The sequence below is a fragment of the Cupriavidus cauae genome, from assembly GCF_026210475.1.
Classification (GTDB): domain Bacteria; phylum Pseudomonadota; class Gammaproteobacteria; order Burkholderiales; family Burkholderiaceae; genus Cupriavidus; species Cupriavidus cauae.
Genome location: NZ_CP080294.1, coordinates 1,129,003 through 1,147,929, shown reverse-complemented (window position 1 = coordinate 1,147,929; position 18,927 = coordinate 1,129,003). Strand labels below are relative to the sequence as shown.

17 protein-coding genes are annotated in these 18,927 nt (G+C 68.1%); 9 read left to right on the top strand and 8 right to left on the bottom strand.

What is annotated here, in order from left to right; translation table 11 throughout:
- Nucleotides 1–8 precede the first annotated feature (8 nt).
- The 7 genes from KZ686_RS20465 to KZ686_RS20435 all read left to right on the top strand — a co-directional run bounded on the left by KZ686_RS20465 (nucleotide 9) and on the right by KZ686_RS20435 (nucleotide 6,519).
- Nucleotides 9–1,253: a high-affinity branched-chain amino acid ABC transporter permease LivM gene (locus tag KZ686_RS20465; RefSeq protein WP_150084807.1), complete on the top strand. Its 1,245-nt coding sequence runs from the start codon at nucleotides 9–11 to the stop codon at nucleotides 1,251–1,253.
- On the top strand, nucleotides 1,250–2,026 hold the full coding sequence (livG, locus tag KZ686_RS20460; protein ID WP_149318500.1) for a high-affinity branched-chain amino acid ABC transporter ATP-binding protein LivG: 777 nt from the start codon (nucleotides 1,250–1,252) through the stop codon (nucleotides 2,024–2,026). Before KZ686_RS20465 ends, livG begins: the two co-directional genes overlap by 4 nt.
- Nucleotides 2,026–2,727, top strand: a complete 702-nt coding sequence (locus KZ686_RS20455; protein ID WP_149318501.1) for an ABC transporter ATP-binding protein — start codon at nucleotides 2,026–2,028, stop codon at nucleotides 2,725–2,727. Before livG ends, KZ686_RS20455 begins: the two co-directional genes overlap by 1 nt.
- Nucleotides 2,728–3,031: 304 nt before the next feature.
- Nucleotides 3,032–3,346: a FeoA family protein gene (locus KZ686_RS20450; RefSeq protein WP_226106823.1), complete on the top strand. Its 315-nt coding sequence runs from the start codon at nucleotides 3,032–3,034 to the stop codon at nucleotides 3,344–3,346.
- A 23-nt stretch (nucleotides 3,347–3,369) separates the two neighbouring features.
- Nucleotides 3,370–5,256: a ferrous iron transporter B gene (gene feoB / locus KZ686_RS20445; protein ID WP_265633513.1), complete on the top strand. Its 1,887-nt coding sequence runs from the start codon at nucleotides 3,370–3,372 to the stop codon at nucleotides 5,254–5,256.
- A gap of 17 nt (nucleotides 5,257–5,273) precedes the next feature.
- The gene (locus KZ686_RS20440) at nucleotides 5,274–5,657 is read left to right on the top strand and encodes a DUF6587 family protein (RefSeq protein ID WP_226106826.1); all 384 of its coding nucleotides are present in this window, start codon (nucleotides 5,274–5,276) and stop codon (nucleotides 5,655–5,657) included.
- Between the two features lie 214 nt (nucleotides 5,658–5,871).
- Nucleotides 5,872–6,519 (top strand): OmpW/AlkL family protein, encoded by a 648-nt coding sequence (locus KZ686_RS20435; protein WP_407648618.1) that lies wholly within the window; start codon nucleotides 5,872–5,874, stop codon nucleotides 6,517–6,519.
- A gap of 196 nt (nucleotides 6,520–6,715) precedes the next feature.
- On the opposite strand, the gene KZ686_RS20430 is transcribed toward KZ686_RS20435, so the two are convergent.
- Complete coding sequence (locus KZ686_RS20430) at nucleotides 6,716–7,924, bottom strand: hypothetical protein (protein WP_265633511.1); 1,209 nt, start codon at nucleotides 7,922–7,924, stop codon at nucleotides 6,716–6,718.
- Nucleotides 7,925–8,752: 828 nt separating this feature from the next.
- Here KZ686_RS20430 and leuA point away from each other — a divergent pair.
- Nucleotides 8,753–10,435 carry a 2-isopropylmalate synthase gene (leuA, locus tag KZ686_RS20425; protein ID WP_265635254.1) on the top strand — a complete coding sequence of 561 codons (1,683 nt, stop codon included), beginning with the start codon at nucleotides 8,753–8,755 and terminating at the stop codon, nucleotides 10,433–10,435.
- A gap of 116 nt (nucleotides 10,436–10,551) precedes the next feature.
- On the opposite strand, the gene KZ686_RS20420 is transcribed toward leuA, so the two are convergent.
- The 4 genes from KZ686_RS20420 to KZ686_RS20405 all read right to left on the bottom strand — a co-directional run bounded on the left by KZ686_RS20420 (nucleotide 10,552) and on the right by KZ686_RS20405 (nucleotide 15,056).
- On the bottom strand, nucleotides 10,552–12,030 hold the full coding sequence (locus KZ686_RS20420; protein ID WP_149318505.1) for an AMP nucleosidase: 1,479 nt from the start codon (nucleotides 12,028–12,030) through the stop codon (nucleotides 10,552–10,554).
- Between the two features lie 182 nt (nucleotides 12,031–12,212).
- A complete protein-coding gene (locus KZ686_RS20415; protein ID WP_226106834.1) occupies nucleotides 12,213–13,235 on the bottom strand; it encodes a Bug family tripartite tricarboxylate transporter substrate binding protein in 1,023 nt (340 codons plus the stop codon).
- Between the two features lie 106 nt (nucleotides 13,236–13,341).
- Complete coding sequence (locus KZ686_RS20410) at nucleotides 13,342–13,689, bottom strand: AtuA-related protein (protein ID WP_149318506.1); 348 nt, start codon at nucleotides 13,687–13,689, stop codon at nucleotides 13,342–13,344.
- Between the two features lie 2 nt (nucleotides 13,690–13,691).
- Complete coding sequence (locus KZ686_RS20405) at nucleotides 13,692–15,056, bottom strand: acyclic terpene utilization AtuA family protein (protein WP_265635248.1); 1,365 nt, start codon at nucleotides 15,054–15,056, stop codon at nucleotides 13,692–13,694.
- A gap of 347 nt (nucleotides 15,057–15,403) precedes the next feature.
- On the opposite strand from KZ686_RS20405, the gene KZ686_RS20400 reads away from it, so the two are divergent.
- Nucleotides 15,404–16,330 (top strand): LysR family transcriptional regulator, encoded by a 927-nt coding sequence (locus tag KZ686_RS20400; protein WP_265635330.1) that lies wholly within the window; start codon nucleotides 15,404–15,406, stop codon nucleotides 16,328–16,330.
- Nucleotides 16,331–16,342: 12 nt separating this feature from the next.
- On the opposite strand, the gene KZ686_RS20395 is transcribed toward KZ686_RS20400, so the two are convergent.
- From KZ686_RS20395 to KZ686_RS20385, 3 genes are all read right to left on the bottom strand, one after another.
- Nucleotides 16,343–17,125, bottom strand: a complete 783-nt coding sequence (locus KZ686_RS20395) for an SDR family oxidoreductase (protein ID WP_265635246.1) — start codon at nucleotides 17,123–17,125, stop codon at nucleotides 16,343–16,345.
- A 29-nt stretch (nucleotides 17,126–17,154) separates the two neighbouring features.
- A complete protein-coding gene (gcvA, locus tag KZ686_RS20390) occupies nucleotides 17,155–18,078 on the bottom strand; it encodes a transcriptional regulator GcvA (protein WP_265635244.1) in 924 nt (307 codons plus the stop codon).
- Between the two features lie 208 nt (nucleotides 18,079–18,286).
- Complete coding sequence (locus KZ686_RS20385; protein ID WP_149318510.1) at nucleotides 18,287–18,799, bottom strand: DUF1269 domain-containing protein; 513 nt, start codon at nucleotides 18,797–18,799, stop codon at nucleotides 18,287–18,289.
- Nucleotides 18,800–18,927 lie beyond the last annotated feature (128 nt).

Genomic DNA, 18,927 nt, shown 5'->3' with positions numbered 1-18,927 from the left:
ACCGCGCCATGAACTCCTCCATTTCGATGACGCAATCGCTGAAGAACGCCGTCTCGGCGGCGGTGCTGACCGCCATCCTGACGATCCCCATCCTCGGCCTGCAGCTCAAGCTCGAGGGCTATCGCGTGGTGCTCGAACCGCACTGGCGCCCGGTGTGGATCGCGGTGGCCGCGGTGTTCCTGTTCCAGCTGTTCAAGCCGGTGATCCACCGCACCACCTCGGCGGTCAGGCTGCCGGCGCTGCCCACGCTCGCGCCGGGGCAGCAGCGCGCCGCGGTCTGGGTGCTGCTGGCGGTCGGGCTGATCTGGCCGTTCTTCGGCTCGCGCGGCGCGGTCGACGTCGCCACGCTGGCGCTGATCTACGTAATGCTCGGCCTGGGCCTGAACATCGTGGTCGGCTTCGCCGGCCTGCTCGACCTCGGCTATGTCGGCTTCTACGCGGTGGGCGGCTACACCTATGCGCTGCTGAACCAGGCCTTCGGGCTGTCGTTCTGGGAATGCCTGCCGATCTCGGCCGGCATGGCCGCGCTGTTCGGCTTCCTGCTGGGCTTTCCGGTGCTGCGCCTGCGCGGCGACTACCTGGCCATCGTGACGCTGGGCTTTGGCGAGATCATCCGCCAGTTGCTGAACAACCTGACCAGCCTGACCGGCGGACCGGACGGCATCTATGGCATCCCGAAGCCGACCGTGTTCGGCATCCCGATGACCCGCAGCGCGGGCGAGGATGGTGCCCGCACCTTCCACGACCTGATCGGCCTGGACTACAGCGGCGAGCACATGGTGATCTTCCTGTACCTGCTCGCGCTGTTGCTGGTGGGACTGACGCTGTTCGTCACCAGCCGGCTGATCCGCATGCCGATGGGCCGCGCCTGGGAGGCGCTGCGCGAGGACGAGATCGCCTGCCGCTCGCTGGGCCTGAATCCGACCCGCATCAAGCTGTCGGCCTTCACGCTGGGCGCGACCTTCGCGGGCCTGGCCGGCGCGTTCTTCGCCGCGCGCCAGGGCCTGGTCAATCCCGAATCGTTCACCTTCATCGAGTCGGCGCTGATCCTGGCCGTGGTGGTGCTGGGCGGCATGGGCTCGCAACTCGGCGTGATCATCGCCGCGATCCTGCTGACGGTGCTGCCCGAGGTCGCGCGCGGCTTCGCCGAATACCGGATGCTGCTGTTCGGCCTGGTGATGGTGCTGATGATGATGTGGCGCCCGCAGGGCCTGTTGCCCGCCAGCCGCCCGCACGTGGAGTTGCCGCAATGAGTGCACAAAGCGCAGAACTGTTGAAAGTGTCCGGCCTGCAGATGCGCTTCGGCGGCCTGCTGGCGGTGGACGGCATCGATTTCAGCGTCCGCAACGACGAGGTGTTCGCCATCATCGGGCCGAACGGCGCGGGCAAGACCACGGTGTTCAATTGCGTCGGCGGCTTCTACAAGCCCACCGCGGGCGAGGTGATGCTGGACGACCGGCCCATCGCCGGCCTGCCGAGCCATATGGTGGCGCGCCAGGGACTGGTCCGCACCTTCCAGAACATCCGGCTGTTCAAGAACCTGACGGTGGTCGAGAACCTGATGGTGGCGCAGCATCGCCGCGTCAAATCGGGGCTGCTGCACGGGCTGTTCGCCACGCCGGCCTATCGCCGCGCCGAGCGCGAGGCGCTGGAGCGCGCCGCCGAATGGCTCGACCGCATGGGCCTGCGCGCCGTGGCCAACCGCGAGGCGGGCACGCTGTCGTACGGCCACCAGCGGCGGCTGGAGATCGCGCGCTGCATGATCACGCAGCCGCGCCTGCTGATGCTGGACGAACCGGCCGCGGGCCTGAACCCGCAGGAGAAGGTCGAGCTCAAGACGCTGATCGACCAGCTGCGGCGCGAGTTCGGCATCGCGGTGCTGCTGATCGAGCATGACATGAGCCTGGTGATGGGCGTGTCCGACCGCATCCTGGTGATGGAGCACGGCCGCCCGATCACCATCGGCAAACCCGAGGACGTGCGCAACGACCCGCGCGTGATCAAGGCATACCTGGGAGAGGACTGATGCTGAAGCTGGAACAGGTCCATACCCATTACGGCGCCGTCGAGGCGTTGTGTGGCGTATCGATCGAGGTCAACCAGGGTGAGATCGTCACGCTGATCGGCAGCAACGGCGCGGGCAAGACCACGCTGATGATGACCATCTGCGGCAGCCCGCGCGCGTCCAGCGGGCGCGTGCTGTTCGAGGGCCGCGACATCACCGGCTGCTCGACGCACGAGATCATGCGCATGGGCATGGCGATCTCGCCCGAGGGCCGGCGCGTGTTCCCCAGCCTGACCGTGCTGGAGAACCTGAAGATGGGCGCGTTCTTCGCCAAGCGCGACGAAATCGAGGCGGGCATCGAGCATGTGTTCAAGCTGTTCCCGCGGCTGGAGCAGCGCGCCTCGCAGCGCGCCGGCACCATGTCCGGCGGCGAGCAGCAGATGCTGGCGATCGGCCGCGCGCTGATGAGCCGGCCGCGGCTGCTGCTGCTCGACGAGCCGACCCTGGGTCTCGCGCCGATGATCATCGCGCAGATCTTCGACATCATCCGCACCATCCGCGAGGATGGCGTGACGGTGTTCCTGGTCGAGCAGAACGCCAACAAGGCGCTGCAGGTGGCCGACCGCGGCTATGTGCTGGAAACCGGCAAGGTGGTGCTGGCCGATACCGGCGCGAACCTGCTGGCCAACGATCAGGTGCGCAACGCGTACCTGGGTGGCTAAGGCGCGGTCGAAGCCAGGGCCGGGATCGACGCACCGCAGCCAGGCATCGGCCCGGCCACCGCAGCCTTTACCGGGGCGTCGGTGGCCGGGCCGCTGTCCTTCCGGCACCCCACGATGCCACAGGGCACATTGCGGTACGTCAGGCGGCACGCCGAGCGGCACCCCACGCCAGTACGGCACATCGAGCGGGAGTGAATGCAGTACAATGCAAACGATTCTCATCTACGCCCGCTGATTCATCACTAAGCAAGCGGTCAGGTAGTACCGGCGCCACGCCGGCAACCCGCCCGCGGGACCAAAGCACATGCGCTTGTCAGACTTGCCGCGGCGCACCGCGGCCATCGTACTGTCGGTCGACGACAGCACCCCGAACGATCCCATCGCCCGACGCCTGCGCGAACTCGGCTTCGTGCCCGGCGAGGCCGTGCAGATCATTACCTTCGGCCCGTTCGGCAAGGACCCGCTGGTCGCCCAGGTCGGCAGCACGCGCTTCGCGCTGCGCCGCGCCGAAGCCGCCCGCGTGACGGTGCAGCCCGAGGGCGCCCGCACCGCCAATCCGGCCGCTGCGAGCAATACGGCTGCTGCAGGCAATACCGCCGATACAGCCGGTACCGCATGAAGCGGACCGATTCGAATTACGCCATGTCCGTCGCTACTTCTCCCGCCACTCCCGCTTCCGCCGCCACCGCGCAGGCGCCGCTGCGCGTCGCGCTGGTCGGCAACCCCAATTGCGGCAAGACCGCGCTGTTCAACCGGCTGACCGGCAGCCGCCAGAAGGTGGCCAACTACGCCGGCGTCACGGTCGAGCGCAAGGAAGGCTATTTCGTCGCGCCGTCCGGCCGGCAGGTCCGCATCCTCGATCTGCCGGGCGCCTACAGCCTGCACGCGACGAGCCTGGACGAAGCCATCACGCGCGACGTCTGCATGGGCAACCGCCCCGGCGAGGCCGTGCCCGACCTGCTGGTGTCGGTGGTCGATGCCACCAATCTGCGGCTGCACCTGCGTTTCGTGCTGGAACTGCGCCGCCTCGGCCTGCCGATGGTGGTGGTGCTCAATATGAGCGACGCGGCCGAACGCTGCGGCATCCGCATCGACCGCGACAAGCTGGCCGCCGCGCTGGGCGTGCCGGTGGTGCAGACGGTCGCCGTGCGGCGCGGTGGCGCCGCCGCGCTGCTGTCGGTGCTCGACGGCGCGCTGCCGTCGGCCCCGCCGCCTCCTCCGGCCCCGGCCGACGACTTCGACACGCATGCCGAGGTCAAGCGCCTGCTCGACGCGGCGGTGACGATGCCGACCGCATCGGCGAGCCTCGAAGACCGTATCGACCGCGTGGTGCTGCATCCGGTGTTCGGCCTGGCGATCCTCGCCGTGCTGCTGTTCCTGATGTTCCAGGCCGTGTTCTCGTGGGCCGAGCCGCTGATGGAGAGCATCGAGGGCGGCGTGGCCTATGCCGGCGAACTGGTCGGCGGCCTGCTGCCCGATGGACTGCTGCGCAGCCTGATCGTCGACGGCCTGATCGCCGGCCTGGGCAGCGTGGTGGTGTTCCTGCCGCAGATCCTGATCCTGTTCCTGTTCATCCTGACGCTGGAGGAATCGGGCTATCTGCCGCGCGCGGCCTTCCTGCTCGATCGGCTGATGATGGGCGCGGGGCTGTCGGGCCGCTCGTTCATCCCGCTGCTGTCGAGCTTCGCCTGTGCGATTCCCGGCATCATGGCGACCCGCACGATCCAGGACCCGCGCGACCGGCTGACCACGATCCTGGTCGCGCCGTTGATGACCTGCTCGGCACGGCTGCCGGTCTATGCGCTGCTGATCGGCGCCTTCATTCCGGCGGACACGGTGATGGGCGTGTTCAACCTGCAAGGGCTGGTGCTGTTCGCCCTGTATGTGGCCGGCATTGTCAGCGCGCTGGTGGTCGCCTATGCGCTGAAGTTCTTCCGCCGTGACCGCACCGAGCATCCGCTGCTGATGGAACTGCCGGCCTACCGCATTCCGAATCCGCGCGACGTCGCGATCGGGCTGTGGGAGCGCGCCCGCATCTTCCTGTCGCGCGTGGGCAAGGTGATCCTGACGCTGACGGTGCTGCTGTGGTTCCTGGCCACCTTCCCGTCCCCGCCCGAAGGCGCGACGCTGCCGCCGATCGACTACAGCTTCGCCGGCATGATCGGCCACGCGCTGGAGAAGGTATTCGCGCCGGTCGGCTTCAACTGGCAGATCTGTATCGCGCTGGTGCCGGGCCTGGCCGCGCGCGAAGTGGCGGTCGGCGCGCTGGCGACCGTCTACGCACTGTCGGGCAGCGAGGACACGGTGGCGGCGCAGCTCGCGCCGATGATCGCCGCGCAGTGGTCGCTGGCCACCGCGCTGGCGCTGCTGGCGTGGTTCGTGTTCGCGCCGCAGTGCATCTCGACACTGGCCGTGATCCGCCGCGAGACCAACTCGTGGAAGGTGATGGCCGCCTCCACGCTCTATCTCGCGGGCCTGGGCTATCTGGCGGCGTTCGTCACCTATCGCGTGGCGCTGCTGTTCAGCTGAGGCAGCCGGAAACCATCATGTCGCTCTATCACGCCGTCGAATCCGTGCTGGTGCCGCTGATCGTGCTGGTGTGCGCGCTGTCGGTGGCGGCGCGCTACATGCCGCGCACGCGCGAGCGCGCCAAGGCCGCGCTGGCCGCCAGCCTGGGCGGCGCGCAGGCACGCGGATGGCGCGCGCGGCTGGTGGCACGGCTGGCGCCGCAGGCGGTAGCGGCCGGCTGCGCCACCGGTTGCGACAGCGGGGGCTGCAACAGCTGCGACAGCAATACATCCGGCAATACATCGGGCAATACGTTGGGCAATGCGTCCAGCCCCGCCCCGTCCGCGCACGAGAAGCCGATCCGCATCGTGCGCAAGCCGCAGGGCAAGGGCCAGGGGGAGATACACGACAGCGCGCGGTAGCACGTCGTAGCAGCACGCCGCAGCCGCACACCGCAGCCGCACGCCATAGTAGAGAGGGCCAGCTTTTGCTGGCCCTTTGCTTTAGGTCAAACGGGTCCGCAGGCACCACGGGCACACTCGGCATGGGGTCTTTCCCAGTCCTGTCGATCACAACATGAGCCCGATGCAATCTCCTCGTACCCGATTGGCAACGGTCGCCGCGGCGGCCGTCATGATGGCCTTGCCGCCGCTGCACGCCAACGCGGCCGACGCTGCAACCAACACGGCAACCGGCGCCGCAGGTGGCATCGCGGCCGGTACCGCGGCCGGCACCGAGCCCGAAGGCAACTGGATGGTCCGCCTGCGCGGCACCTATCTCGACTTTGCGCAGAAGTCCGACCCCGTCGGCGGCGCGGGCGCCTCGGACCGCATCGGCGTCAACAACAAGTGGATCCCCGAGCTGGATGTCACCTATTTCTTCACGCCGCACATTGCCGCGGAACTGGTGCTGACCATTCCGCAGAAGCACGACGTCCATCTCGACGGCAATCGGATCGGCACGTTCAAGCATCTGCCGCCGACGCTGCTGGTGCAGTACCACTTCCTGCCGCACGCCACCTTCCGGCCCTATGTCGGCGCGGGGCTGAACTTCACGCGGATCTGGGGCGCGGATCTCGCCGGCAATACGCTGTCGCTGGACCGCTGGAGCATCGCGCCCGCGCTGCAGATCGGCATGGACTACCGGCTGACACGCCACTGGTACCTGAATGCGGACATCAAGAAGGTGTGGCTCTCCAGCGATGTGAAGGCGGCCGGCGCCAAGGTGTCGGAGGTCAAGCTGGACCCGTGGCTGTTCAGCGTCGGTGTCGGATATCGGTTCTGAGGGCCGGTCCCATTGGCACGCAGAAACGGGTACGCTCGTCTCTCGCTGCCGCTGTTGCGGACCGATGAAACGCCCCCGGGGCTCGTCGCCATGGGGGCGTTTCGGATCGCAGGGCCCGGCACCGGCGCGGCACGGCGCGCCAGCCGCGCGCCAAATGCCCGCCAACTGCCCGCCAACTGCGCGCCAACTGCCCGCCCTAGATCGCAGTGCCCGCAATCGTCACCGACAACCGTTGCCCGGTCTTCCTGACGCTGCAGCTCGCGGTCAGCGAGAAGTCGCCCGGGGTCAATGGCGTCACGCCGACCTGGCCCGGATGCGTGGCCGGGGTCACGGCGATATTGCCGGCCTGCTGCCAGTCCCACGCCTCGCATTCGAGGAAGGTCAGCGCGTTGCCGCGATGCCTGACGGTCGCGGTGACCGGGATCGGCAGCGGCGGCATCGTCGCGATGCGCAGCGGTTGCGGACCGTCGTAGACCAGCGCCCAGGTCGGCTGCTCGGTCACCGTCAGCCCGGCGCTTGGCGTGGCATCGAGGGCCTTGCTGGTGGCCGTGACCTTCAACAGGCTCTGCAGCGGATCGGCCCCGTTGGGACGGCTGGTGTTCAGCGTGAAGCCGCGCCCGCTCGCCGTGGGCTGGACCGACAGCGACGGCGAGGTGCTGGCGTACGACCATTGGCCGTCGAGCTGCGCGGTCGCATCAAGGCCGTCGCTGCGCATCACGCGCGCGGACAGCGTGGCCGGATAGCCGTTCAGGATCGAGATCGCGTCGATCGGCGTGCCGTTGCGCAGCAGCTCGAGCGTGTAGGCGTAGCTGCCGTTCTTCAGCACCACGACGGCGATCCGCGCGGCCAGCGCGACGCCATTGGGCGCCGTCACGCCGACGGTGACCGTGCCCTCGACCGTGCTGGTGGTAGACGGGTTGACGCCGTGCAGCGTCGCGCGCTCGCGATCCGCGCTCAGCTGGATGCCGGCGGCCGAGCTCGCCCAAGCCCAGTCATGCACGGCGGCGGACACATCGATGCCGTCGCCATCGAGCAGCGTGGCGCGGATCTGCCGCGTTTCGCCGTTGGCGAGCGTCAGCAATGGATGCGAGACCGCGAGGCTGTAGTGGGGGCTGGCCGCGACGGTGATCGTGGCCGTCTGCACCGGCAGCACGATGGCCTTGCCGTCGGCGCCGTTGATGGTGGCGGCGACCTGCACGTTGACGGTACCGGGGGCGATGCCGGTCACGACCGCGGCACCGGCGACGGTGGCACTCGGCGTCACCGTCGCGACGGCGGGATCGGACGAGGTCCACGCGTAGCTGCCCTGGGCGGTAACGTCCTTGCCATTGCTGTCGACGATGACGGCGGCCAGCGTCAGCGTGCGGCCCACGCCGACCTGTCCCGCCGATTGCCCGAGTGTCACGGTATAGCTGACCGTTGTCGGGGAGCCGTTGGACCCGGGTCCCGACGATCCGCCGGAACCCGAGCCCGAACTCGGACCCGCTGCCGCACCATCGCTGCCGCCGCCTCCGCCGCATGCGGCCAATACCATCGCTGTCAGCGCCGCCGCGACCCAGGCGAGCGCCTTCGACCCCGTTCCCGTTCTCATGATGTCTCCCCGTTTGCTGGGCCAATGTCCCCATTCAGGCTAGGCGCGACGGCGGCGTCGCTGTACCGGCCAAGCGGTGGACGATGGCCGCGGTTTGCGTGGGGCAGCGCGCGTTCAGGTACGAGACCGGGAGCGCGATCTCATCCATTTGGCCGAGACCGCGGTGTGGCGTCACACCACCGCAGCGTGCGCGCTTGACGAGTCGACGCTCGATGCACTACGCTTCGTGGCTGCTACACCGTAGCGCCTCGTCGAATCGCGTCGAATCGCATCGAAGCTCGACACCACTCACACCAGCCAGCACGATGTCCGTTGCAACGACCGTCCACCGCCAAGCCGCCGATGCCCTGCGCATCGCCGCGTCGGCGCGCGCGCGTCGTGCGGTCGCCATCGATGGCCTCGGCTCGGTCCGCGCGCTCGCCTGCGCCCTCTCCTCGCTACAACTAGACCTACCGATCGGTTGCCGGGCCTAGCGCCCCGTGGCAGTTCGGCAGCCTGTCGCCACTTTTCCGTTCGCATTGGCACGCCGCAATCGGCCTCGATTGCGGTCCTGATCGCGCCCGATCGGCATTCGATCGTCCGCGTGCCATCCGTCCCGCTTTTCTTTCGCTATCGCGATTCCCTCGCGAGGAGGACCCGTTCATGCTGCGCAATCCCGCCGTCAAATACCGCCCCGCCGCCACCGTCGATCTGCCGGATCGCAGCTGGCCCAACCAGCGCATCACGCGCGCGCCGATCTGGATGAGCACCGATCTGCGCGACGGCAACCAGGCGCTGATCGAGCCGATGAGCGTGGCGAGCAAGCTGCGCTTCTTCGAACAACTGGTGAAGATCGGCCTCAAGCAGATCGAGGTCGCGTTTCCGTCGGCATCGCAGACCGATTTCGACTTCGTGCGCATGCTGATCGAGCAGAACCGCATTCCCGACGACGTGACCATCGTCGTGCTGACGCAGGCGCGCGACGACCTGATCCGCCGCACCATCGAATCGCTGCGCGGCGCGCCGCGTGCGGTCGTGCATCTGTACAACCCGATCGCGCCGGCGTTTCGCCGCATCGTGTTCGGCGCGAGCCGCGACGAGGTCAAGGAGATCGCGCTGGCCGGCACGCGGCTGATCCGCGAACTGACCGATGCGATTCCCGGCACCGCGTGGACCTACGAGTATTCGCCCGAGACCTTCAGCATGACCGAGCTCGATTTCGCGCTCGAAGTCAGCGACGCCGTCGCCGACATCTGGGAGCCGGGCCCGTCGCGACCGATGATCCTGAACCTGCCGAGCACGGTTGAGTGCAGCACGCCCAATGTGTTTGCCGACCAGATCGAATGGATGCATCGGCATCTGGCGCGCCGCGCCGACATCGTGCTGTCGGTCCACCCGCATAACGATCGCGGCACCGCGGTGGCGGCGGCCGAACTGGCCGTGATGGCCGGTGCCGATCGCGTCGAGGGCTGCCTGTTCGGCAACGGCGAGCGCACCGGCAACGTCGACCTGGTCACGCTGGCGTTGAACCTCTATACGCAGGGCGTCGATCCGCAGCTGGACTTCTCCGATATCGACGAGGTGCGCCAGTGCGTCGAGCATTGCAATCAGCTGCCGGTGCATCCGCGCCATCCCTATGCCGGCGATCTGGTGTTCACGGCGTTCTCGGGCTCGCATCAGGACGCGATACGCAAGGGCTTCGCCCAGCAGAGGCCGGATGCCATCTGGGAGGTGCCGTACCTGCCGATCGATCCCGCCGACCTGGGCCGCAGCTATGACGCGGTGATCCGCGTCAACAGCCAGTCCGGCAAGGGCGGCATGGCCTATCTGCTCGAACAGGTGCACGGGCTGTATCTGCCGCGCCGGCTGCAGATCGAGTTCAGCCGCGCGGTGCAGCGCATGACCGACGAGACCGGGGCCGAGGCCAGCGCGGACGATCTGTTCGCACTGTTCCGCCGCGAATATCTCGATGTCGATGCGCCGCTGCGCTACGTGTCGCACCGGATGATGTCGAGCGCGGACGACCAGGTCGAGATCGAGGCGACGCTTGTGCAGGATGGCGCCACGCGCGTGGTGCGCGGCAAGGGCAACGGTCCGATCGACGCCTTCGTGCGCGCGCTCGGCATGCCGGTGCGCGTGATGGACTACCACGAACACGCGCAATCGTCCGGCGCCGATGCGCGCGCGGCCTGTTATGTCGAGGTACGGGTAGGGGAATCAGCGACCGGCTTCGGCGCGGGGATCGACGCGAATCTGGTGACGGCGTCGTTGAAGGCGGTGGTGTCGGGGATCAATCGGCATTTGCGGGCGGCACAGCTGAGCGGCGCCGACCAGCAGGCCGCCTGAGACACGCCGCGCACCTTGCGACACCGCAGGTTGGCTTCCCTCTCCCGCTCACGGGAGAGGGGACACCATAGCGATACCGGCGGCGTCGCGCGTCACCGTGTCACCGTGTCACCGTGTCACCGGAACGCCGGCTCGTCGAAGCTGCGCAGCTTGCGCGAGTGCAGCGCCTCGACCCCGTTCTCGCGCAGGATGCGGATCGCTTCGAGCCCGATCGTCATATGCTGGCTGACGCGCTGGCGATAGAAGGCGTTGGCCATGCCGCGCAGCTTCAATTCGCCGTGCAGCGGCTTGTCCGAGACGCACAGCAGCGTGCCGTAGGGCACGCGCAGGCGGAAGCCGTTGGCCGCCACCGTCGCGCTTTCCATGTCGATCGCGATCGCGCGCGACTGGTTGAAGCGCGCGTACAGCGTCTTGGACTTCAATTCCCAATTGCGGTCGTCGGTCGAGACCACGGTGCCGGTGCGCATCCGCGTCTTCATCTCGTTGCCCGACAGCCCGGTCACCCGCGCTACCGCTTCCTGCAGCGCGACCTGGATCTCGGCAATCGGCGGCACCGGCACCCATGGCGGCAGGTCCTGGTCCAGCACGTGGTCGTCGCGCACATAGGCGTGCGCCAGCACGTAGTCGCCAAGCTGCTGCGAGCGGCGCAGGCCGCCACAATGCCCCACCATCAGCCAGCAATGCGGGCGCAGCACCGCCAGATGGTCGGTCATCGTCTTGGCATTCGACGGGCCGACGCCGATATTGACCAGCGTGACCCCGAGCCGGTCCTCGCGCACCAGGTGATAGGCCGGCATCTGCGGCAGCGCGCGCGGATACAGCGCCAGATCGGGCTCGGCCTCGCCGTGGTTCTGCACGATATCGCCGGGCTCGACGAAGCGGATGTACTCGTCGCCATCGGCGCTGGTCATCAGCGAACGGCCCAGCGCGACGAACTCGTCGACATAGCGCTGGTAATTGGTGAATAGCACGAAGCGCTGGAAGTGCTGCGGCGCCGTGCCGGTGTAGTGGTACAGCCGCTGCAGCGCCAGATCGACGCGCTCGGCGGGAAACAGCGACAGCGGCCAGGCCTCGCCGGGCACGGGCTCGTAGGTGCCGTTGGCGATCCCGTCGTCGATGCGGCTCAGTTCTGGCAGCACGAACGACGCCTCGAGTTCGCGGGCCTGCGTGTAGCTGATATCGGTGGTCGACGCCTCGATCACGAAGGGCAGCGGAATCGGCCGCCGGCTGGTGCCCACCACCACCGGCACGCGGTGATAGCGCATCAGCCGTTCGATCTGGTCGCGGTAGTAGTCGGCAAACAGATCGGGCCGCGTCACGGTGGTGCCATAAACCCCGGGATACGCCACCGTGCCCCACGACGGCCGGCTGTCGGTCACCATCGTTTCGATATTGACCGAGATGCCCAGATAGGGATAACAGGCATGCGCCGCCGAGGGCAGCGGCTCGCCGCGGGCGAAGGCATCGAAACGCGCGCGCACCGCGCCGACCGCGTTGTCGTAGATCTCGCCGATGCGCGCCAGCGCGGCTTCTGGGTCGGTGAACTCGGCCAACTGGTCGGCCGGATGGGCGGAAGAGAAGATCGAGGCTTGCATGCGACGATCATACTCCGGAGCGCACGCGCCCTGCACATGACCGTGCTGGCGACCCGGCAAACCATCGCGATGCCGCTCCAGCGAATGCGGAGCGGCATGCGGGAACGGCTGCCCGGCTTATTTCCTCGGCTTACTTCGCCGGCTTATTTCCTCGGCTCACTTCGCCGGCTTGTTCGCCCGCCTTATTCCGGCTGGATATTGGCGGCGCGGATGATGCGCCCCCATTTGGCCGATTCCTGCTGCTGGAAGGCCGCCAGTTCGGCCGGCGTGCTGGTAAAGATCTCGGTGCCGGTGCTGCGATAGAAGTTGCTTGCGGTCTGGCTGCGCGCCGCCTTGACGAGCAGCTCGTTCAGCTTCGCGACCACCGGCTGCGGCGTGCCCGCCGGCGTGTACGCCGCGAACCAGTAGCTCATCTCGTAGCCCTTGACGCCCGCCTCGTCGATGGTCGGCACATCCGGTGCCAGCGGCGAACGGGTCTTGCCGGACACGCCGAGCGCGCGCAGCTTGCCGCTCTTGACCTGCGGCAGGCCGGTCGCGGTATCGGTGATCATCATCTGGATCTGGTTGCCGAGCAGGTCGGTGACCGCCAGCGGATTGCTCTTGTAGGGCACGTGCAGCAGCTGGACCTGCGCCATCTGCTGGAACAGTTCGCCGGCGATGCGCGACGACGAGCTGCCGCTGCCGAAGCTCAGCTTGCCCGGCTGCTGCTTGGCCAGCGCGATGAACTCGCCCACGGTCTTCACCGGCAATTGCGGGTTGACCACCATGATCTGCCCGCCCTTGCCCAGCGCGGTAATCGGCGTGAAGTCCTTGACCGGATCGTAGGGCAGCTTCTTGAACAGATGCTCGTTGGCCGCGTGCGTGGTGTTGGTCGTGATCAGCACCGTATAGCCGTCCGGCGCGGCCTTGGCGACGTCGGAGGCCGCGATGAAGCCGTTGGCGCCCGGCTTGTTGTCGACCACCACGGTGACCTTCGCATCGGTGGTCATCGCCTGGCCGATGGCGCGGGCCAGCTGGTCGGTGGCGCTGCCGGCGGCGAAGGGCACGACGAAACGGACCGGCTTGTCGGGGAATTCCGCGCGCGCCGGCGCTGACGGCAGCGCCAGCGCGGCGAATGCCGTCAGCGCGGCCAGCGCGGGGAGCAGTGTCTTCAGGCGCGGCGCCGGTTGCGTTCGCACGGCCGCGGGCAGGAATCGGGATGGCATGGTGTGGTCTCCTCTGGGTGTTTTATGAGGTCAGTTATCAGGTCGGTGATCAGGTCGGTGATCAGGCCAGTCGTCGGGTCAGGATGAACCGATGCGTGGCGCCGAGTCAGCCGCCTCCGCGCAAGCGCGGCGGCAAGGGAATCTCCAACTGCAGCAGCAGGAAGGACAGGGCCTTGCCGTGCGCGTCGAGATTGAGCGCATCGTTGACGCCGCCGTCGAGCACGCCGTCGAGGACGAAGTTCATCGCATGCAGGCTGGGCACGACGTAGCGCGTCACCGCGGCGGGACGGCGATGACGGAACAGCGTGCGTACCGCGTCCTCGGTCACGTGTGCGAGCAGATGCGCGAAATCGCGCTCGTCATAGGCGATCACGCTGATGTTCGAGCGGTCGCCCTTGTCGCCGGTGCGGGCGTGCGCGAGACGATAGAGGGCAATGGTGTCGGACGTCGTCATGTTCAGCCTTCGATCATCGTGTGGCGCGGCGACACCGCATCGCGCGGCACCAGGCAGGACATCGCGTTCAGCCGCGGACGCAGCGCGGTGCGCACGCCGCCGCCGCCGGCAGGTCCACAGCAATAGAGCGCGTTGACCTCGCGCAGCAGCGCCTCTGCCACGGCCTTGTCCTCGTGCGCCAGCGCGGCGCGCAGCCGCACGTCCTGGCTTTGCGCTTCATCTGGTTGCGGCGCGGACAGCCATGCGCCGCCATCGTCGGCCAGCACGCTGAGCACGCCGATCAGGTCGAGCCGCACCGGCGCCTCAATGCCCAGCATCGCCATCCGCTTGCGCACGATGTCGCCGGCCAGGCGCGCGCGCGCCGCGGCGTTCGGTCCGGCGTAGGAGATCTCGCCCTCGGCGATCCAGCCGCCTTCATGAAACAGGTTGGCCTTCAGTTGCTCGGGACGCGCGTGGCCGCGGATATTGCGCACCGCGACGCGGTCCGGACCGACCTGCTCGACCGTGACCGCGCTGATGTCGGCCACCACGTCGGGCGTCAGATAGGCGGCGGGGTCGTGGACCTCGTACAGCAGCTGTTCCTTGACGGTACGCAGGTCGACGCAGCCGCCGGTGCCGGCCGCCTTGCCGATCTCGATGCCGCCATCGCTGTCGAGTCGCACGATCGGATAGCCAAGCGCATGGACGTCGGGAACGTCCTTGATGCCGGGATCGGCGAAATAGCCTCCGGTCACCTGCGCACCGCATTCGAGCAGATGGCCGGCCATGGTCGCGCGCGCGAGGCGGTCCCAGTCCTGCCAGGACCATTTGAAATGCGCCATCGCCGGGCCGACCGCCAGGGCCGGGTCGGCGACGCGGCCGCACACCACCACTTGTGCACCGGCGATGAGCGCATCGGCAATGCCATGCGCGCCGATATAGGCGTTGGCGCAGACGAAGCGGCGCTCGGGAAAGGCCTCGCCCAGGAGGCCCGACAGCAGCGCGCGGCCGGCATCGCCGGACAGATCGTCGCCCTCGACCACGGCCACGCGCGGCCTGGGCAGGCCCAGTTCGGCCGCCAGCGCCTGCACGCGTCGCGCGGCGCCGTGCGGATTGGCCGCGCCGAAATTGCCGATGATCGGAATGCCGTGCGCCAGGCACAGGCCCAGCACCGGGGTCAGCAAGGCGTCGAGCAGCGGCTCGTAGCCGCGCTCGGGATCGGCGCGCCGGGCCAGGTGGGCCAGCGCCAGCGTGCGCTCGGCCAGCGTTTCGAAGATCAGCGCGGCCGGGCCGCCGTCGGCGATCAGCGTGCGCACCACGGGCAGCGCGGCGTCGATGCGATCGCCGGAGAAGCCGGCACCGGAGCCGATCGAGAGGGAAGAAGCCATGGCGGGCGCGATATCAGGAAGTCGACGGTCGGAATCAGGACCAACAGGGATCAACAAGGACCAACAAGGACCAACAAGGACCAACAAGGACCAACAAAGACCAATACGGAACCGCGCAGATGCGCGGCCGGTCCCGGCATTCTAGGCACGATGGCGAATTCGGAAAAACGGATTATTTGGATTAATCTAGCGGTCCGGCCGATCAATGCGCGGTCCGTCCGTGGTCGATTCCCGACCGATCCGTGGTCAATTCGCGGCCCGCTCGCCGTGCATTTGCCGTCCGTGCGCCATCCATGCGCCGTCCATTCGCCGTCCATTCGCCCTCGATCAACCATCCTTTCGCCGCCATGAACCTGTCCGTCAAGCATCTGCGCGCCTTCGTCGCACTGGCCCAGCAGCGCAATTTCACACGGGCGGCGCAGGCCTGCCATCTGTCGCAGTCGGCGTTCAGCGCGCTGATCCGCACGCTGGAGGAACAGGCCGGCGCGCGGCTGTTCGAGCGCACCACGCGCTTTGTCGAGCTCAGTGCCGAGGGTCGCCGCTTCGAGGAGGTAGCGGAGCGGCTGCTGGCCGATTTCGAGGACGCCTTCGCCGACCTGCGCGACCATGCCGAGCGCCGCAAGGGCCGGGTCGCGATCGCGGCGCTGCCGTCGATCGCCGCGGGCGATCTGCCGCCGGTGCTCGCCGCCTTCCGCGCGCGCTATCCAGGCATCGCGCTGGCGCTGCACGATGTGCTGGCCGACGGCTGCATCGATCTGGTACGGCGCGGCCGCGTCGATTTCGCGCTGGCGCCGGCGCCAGGCCAGGATGCGGACCTGAAGATCGAGCCGCTGGTGGCGGATTCCTTCCACGTGATCTGCCCCGCCGATCATCCGCTGGCCTCGCGCCGCAGCATCGCCCCGTCCGCGCTCGCCGGCCTGCCGTTCATCCATCTGTCGCGCACCAGCAGCGTGCGGCAGCATCTGGACGCCGCGCTGCATCCGACGCGGCTCAATGGCGTGATGGAGGTCGAGCATCTGGCCACGGTGGCCGGGCTCGTGGCCGCGGGCCTCGGCGTCACCGTGGTGCCGTCGCTGGCGCTGTTCCAGTTCCAGCTGCCCAATCTGGCGATCCGGCCGCTGCGGCTGGAATCGCTGGTGCGCGACATCTGCCTGGTGCGGCTGCGCGACCGCGGTGATTCGGCCGCGGCCAGCGCGATGCTCGACTACGTCTACGCGCACTTTCGCAAGCGGCGCGGCGCGCAGGATGCCGCGCGGCCGACGCGTCCGAAGTGAGTCAGACGTGAGTCAGAAATGAGCCAGATAGCCGCCGTCGACGGCAAGGACGTGGCCGGTGACATAGGACGCCGCCGGCGAGGCCAGGAACACCGCGGCGCCCGCGATCTCGTCCGGCTGGCCCCAGCGGCCCAGCGAGGTACGGCGCTGCAGCCAGTCCTTCACGCCGGCGTCGCCGACCATCGGCTGGTTCGGCTCGGTGGCGAAGAACCCCGGCGCAATCGCGTTGACGGTGACGCCATCGCGCCCCAGGTCCGCCGATAGCGAGCGCGTCAGCGCATCGAGCGCGCCCTTGGTGGCGGGATACAGCACGTCGTCGCCCCGCGCCACCTGTCCCGCGATCGAGCTGACATTGATGATGCGGCCATAGCCACCGCGACGCATGCGTATCGCTGCATGCCGGCACAGGTTGTACGGCGCGACCAGATTGGTCTCCATCATCGCGCGCAGATCGCCGGTATCGAGCTCGGCCATGGTCTGCCGATTGCGCGCGCCGGCGTTGTTCACGAGGATGTCGAGCCGGCCATATTGGCTGTCGATGCTGTCGAACGCCTTCGCTACCGCGGTCTCGTCGGTAATGTCGAGCACCAGCGGACGGGCGCCCTCACCGAGCGTGGCGACGGCCTGCTCGACACGCTGCGCATTGCGCGCGGCCACCAGCACGATGGCACCGGCGTCGATCAAGCCTTTCGCGATGGCGATGCCAAGACCCTGCGCACCGCCGGTAACCAGCGCCACGCGGCCGGTCAGCGAGAAGGGATGGGAGGAGGAATGGGATGGGGTATGCGCGGACATGCGGGGAAATATACCGCAGAGAGGCGAGCTTATCCCTGTGGTGTCTGCCTGGTTTGTTCGATCAGCCAGTCGCGAAACGCCACCACGCGCGGATCGTCGCTGCTGCTCTCCGGATAGACGAGGTGATACGCATAGTCCTGCGCCACGCTGACCCCGATGTCGAACAGCCTGACCAGACGGCCCGCCGCGAGGTCGTTGGCGATCATCGGCAGTTCGACCAGGCCGACGGCGCCGCCGTCCAGCACGGCCTGCACGACGTGCGTGGAATCGGCGAAGGCCATGCAGCGGCTGTCGTCGAAGTTCTCGATGCCGGCCGCCGCCATCCACATCGGCCAGTCCGGCCAGACGATGCCATCGGTCCGGCAATCGACATGGCACAGCGTGTGGTGCAGCAGATCGCGCGGCTCGTGCAGCGGGGGGCCGGATTCGAGCAGGCGGGGACTGCAGATCGGTACCACCACCGTGCCGAACAGACGCTCGGCGCGTGCGCCTTCGTAGTGGCCGGCGCCGAAGCGGATCGCGACGTCGATATCGTCGGCCTCGAAATCACGGACCTGCTCGCTGATATCGAAGGTCAGCTCCAGGCCGGGATTCGCGGCGCGAAATTGCGGCAGCCGAGGCAGCAGCCAGTTGGACGCGAAGCGCGCCTCCAGCGATATCCGAAGATGCGTCGCGCCCCGCGCCATGCGCCGGGCGCGCGCGGTGGCGCGGCGCAGATTGTCGAGCGCATCGGCGGTGGCCTCGTACAGGACCGCGCCGGCGGGTGTCAGCTGGATGGTGCGGCTGGTGCGCGTAAACAGCGTGATGCCGAGCTGTTCCTCGATTTCCTTGATCTGGTAGCTGACCGCCGCGGGCGTCAGGCCAACCTCTTCGGCCGCGCGGGTGAAGTTCAGATGCCGCGCCGCCGCTTCGAAGGTCCGGAGGGCGCGCGTGCCCGGCAGCATGCGATTCATTGATCTTCAGGCGAGATGGGAGGGTCGGCCGAAAACTACCGGTTTCTCGGCGAGGGGTCAATGCGCAGGGAGTCGCGCCGAGCCGGCGCGCACAGAGAGAACGTGGTGCACGGGCACGGGCCCTGCACCACGTATCATCGGACCTTCAGACCATCAAACCATCAGACCATCAGACCATCGAACAGCCGAAGCAATGCATCGCGCCGGATCAGGGGAATGCCGGCACCGCCGGGTCCATCCCCGCGAAGCGGGCTTCCGGATGCGAGCTGCGCAGCAGCGTTTCGATTTCCTCGACACGGCCGCGCGGCACGTCGACCATCAGCAGGATCTTGCCGTCGGCGATATCGGCCTCGAAGGGCTTGAGCCGGCTGTTCGGCGCGGAGCTGCCGATCATGCTCGAGGCCCAGGCCCCGAACACCGCCCCGAGCACCGCCAGCACGCCGACCAGGCCCCATTGCGGGGTATCGCTGACGATCGGGAACATCGCGACCACCACGCCGGCGACCACGCCGACCGCACCACCGATCATCAAACCCATCTCGGCGGCGTGAACGATATCGGAGGTCTGGAACAGATTGGCTTCATGCAGGCCGGTCATGTCCATGCCGTCGCGGGCGACGAAGTGGATGTGCCGGTGTTCGACGCGATTGATCAGCAAATCGTCCATGGTGCGCCGAGCGCTGACCACGTCGGGCAATAACCAGTAGATGCGTTTGCGCATGACGGATTCCTCCGAGCGAGGTCCCGTCCGTGGGCTGCCGAGGCTGGCAGGTGGCGGCAGAATCCGCCAGCGGGGCGGGTTTTACTTTTGTACGCCACCAGGCAGGGAATCGCAAGCGAAGCCGTGAG